This is a genomic window from Chrysiogenia bacterium (assembly GCA_020434085.1).
Classification (GTDB): domain Bacteria; phylum JAGRBM01; class JAGRBM01; order JAGRBM01; family JAGRBM01; genus JAGRBM01.
Genome location: JAGRBM010000098.1, coordinates 1 through 2,496, shown reverse-complemented (window position 1 = coordinate 2,496; position 2,496 = coordinate 1). Strand labels below are relative to the sequence as shown.

Sequence of the window (2,496 nt, the reverse complement as noted above, 5' to 3'; positions counted from 1 at the left end):
GCGGCGCTGCTGGAGAAACTTCGCGAGGTCGAAGTCATCGGACGCGAGCTCCCGCTGCTGTTGGCGCCGCGAGAGGGCGTCGCAGGTGAGCCCGTTGGCGCTTGCATCGGCACGATCGATCTGCTCTATCGCGATCCGGCCGATGGCGCCTATGTCATTGCCGACCACAAGAGCGACAACGTCACCGACGATGCAGGGATGGAAGAGCGTGCGATCAAATACCGCGCGCAGGGTGAGGTCTACGTGGAGGCCATTGCAAAGGGGCTCTGCCGCGAGGGTGATCCGCCGCCGCGCTTTGAGCTCTGGTTTTTGCGCACCGGGAAGATCGTGCAGGTTCCGATAAACGGGGAAGCAACGCCGCCCCCTGCGCCCGTGCCGCCGAAGAAAAAGAGCGGCCAGCAGGGAAGCCTATTCTGAGGCGGCTTCGCCGCGCTGGTTGCCCATCGCGCCGCTGACCACCGGACTGTCCTCTACTTTTCCGAACTCGGGATGCTGCTTCAGGATTTCCGTGAAGATCGGCATCATGATGGGCGTGGCCATCTGGCTGACGGGTTTCTCGGGCACCACTTCGCGGCAGACGTCCGTCACAATGCCGATGGCGCGCGCGACCATCAGGTTGTCCTGGGGAGTCTCGAAGGTGGAGAGCTCGTCGATCATCTCCGTCATGTTGCCGAAGATATCGGCCATCTCCTTGCGGTCCTCGATCTCGTGATCGAATAGCGCGGCGCGGACCTTCGGATCCGAGAGATACTTCTTTCCCCATTTTTCCAGGATCGGCCGGTCCTCTTCCTTGCAGGCGCCCTTCTGGATGAGCCCGCTGGCCCACAGCGGGATATTGAAGAAGAACCCGCCGAAGATTTCCTTGAGCAGCCCCTCGCGCACGTGGTCGGGCAAGCGTTTGACCATGCCGAAGTCGAGCAGGGCCAGTTTGCCCTCGGGCGTGCAGAAGGCATTGGCCGGATGCGGGTCGGCGTGGAAAAACCCGCCAAGAAAAACCTGCTGGAAGAACGCGCGCAGGTAGGTCTGCATCAGCTTCACACGGTCGATCTCCCAGGCCTTGATCTGCTCGAGGTTGTCGAGATTAACACCGTCGATGAATTCGAGCGTGAGGACGCGGCGCGTGGAATAGCGCCAGTAGACCTTCGGCACGGTGACATCGAATTTTGCAAGTTCCTTGGACATGAGCTCGGTGGACTGGGCCTCATAGAGCAGGTCCATTTCCTTGCGCAGGGGTTCCTCGAACTCGCGGTAGATCTGGTTGAGGTCCCATTTCTTCGAAAACAAACCCAGCGTGCGCACGAACTGGCGGATGAGCCACAGGTCGATCTCCACGCTGCGCTCAAGGCCCGGATGCAGCACCTTCACCACGACCTTCTCGCCTGAATGCAGGCGTGCGGTGTGGACCTGTCCCATGGAAGCCGCCGCGATGGGAACCTTGTCGAAGTCGGCGAAGAGCTCGAGCGGTCCCACGCCAAACTCAGCCTGAATCATGCCGGCGATCAGCGGATACTCGGTGTGCGTGACGTTGTCGCGCATCTCCTTGAACTCTTCGATGAACTCGGGCGGCAGGATGTGGGCCTGCATGCTGGCGATCTGGCCGGTCTTGATGTTTGCGCCCTTGAGCTTGAAGGCGACCTTCTTGAAGCGAATCGCGTTCTGTCGATGAATGCGCGAGAGGCTTGCCTCGGAATGAGGAAAGAACAGCAGGTGCTTTCGAATCCAGACCCACACATAGGAGAAAAGAATGCGCGTCTGCATCCACCCCACGGAAACCAGGTGCCGCACTGCCGCGAAGCGGTCGCGCTGCTCAATCATACGCGCGTAGCGCCGGTCGGATTCGGCCAGCCGGTTGGAGAGGGTCTGCACGAACGCCCAGAGCACCTTGCGGCCGATGGAAGGGTGATCGTAAATCAGCCGCATGAATTTTTCGCTGGAAATGAACAGGCAGCGCATGGCCCCGTCGGCAATGACGGATGCGGAGGTCGGCTTGTCGGTCACCAGGCTCATCTCGCCGAAGTGATCGCCCTGGTAGAGCTCGCTGATGGTTTTCTGCTCGCCGTCCTTGAGGGCCTTGGTCACCAGCGCCTTGCCGTTGTTGATGACGTAGAGCCCTTCGCCGCGAGAAGCTTCCTCGATGACGACATCGCCTTTTTCGAAGTGCTTGCCCTCGGAGGCCTGGACAACAAAGCCGAGTTCTTCCTCGGTCAGGTCTTCAAGAAATGAGACCCGGCGAAAAGTTTCGAGATGCTCCATGACTCTTCCCCCGGTCCCCGCATTGACTGGTGAGTCAATATTCTGTCTGTCGGGGATGGAGGAAGCAAACCTTCGGGGGCCCAGGGGGCGCAGACGCTACTGATCGGCGACGAGGCGGTTGTTCACGCGCTTGACCCGTGCGGGGAGCTGCGCGCCGAGGGCGCCTTCCGGGTCCACATCGGAAAACCATGCGTCGACGCTCCTGCGCGCTTCACCCGAGAGGGAGCCATAGAAATCGCTCGC

2 protein-coding genes are annotated in these 2,496 nt (G+C 60.8%); one reads left to right on the top strand and one right to left on the bottom strand.

Annotated features, from left to right (window positions below; all coding sequences use genetic code 11):
- Positions 1-417: hypothetical protein (locus tag KDH09_03380; protein MCB0218712.1), on the top strand; the 417-nt coding region annotated here is incomplete at its 5' end.
- Here the strand turns inward: KDH09_03380 and KDH09_03375 are convergent.
- The gene (locus KDH09_03375; GenBank protein MCB0218711.1) at positions 409-2,253 is read right to left on the bottom strand and encodes a cyclic nucleotide-binding domain-containing protein; all 1,845 of its coding nucleotides are present in this window, start codon (positions 2,251-2,253) and stop codon (positions 409-411) included. The two genes, KDH09_03380 and KDH09_03375, sit on opposite strands and share 9 nt — an antisense overlap.
- Between the last annotated feature and the right edge of the window lie 243 nt (positions 2,254-2,496).

Bases quoted from the DNA above. Each gene is read 5' to 3' on its own strand.
- KDH09_03375 (MCB0218711.1), bottom strand. From the start codon at position 2,253: ATGGAGCATCTCGAAACTTTTCGCCGGGTCTCATTTCTTGAAGACCTG.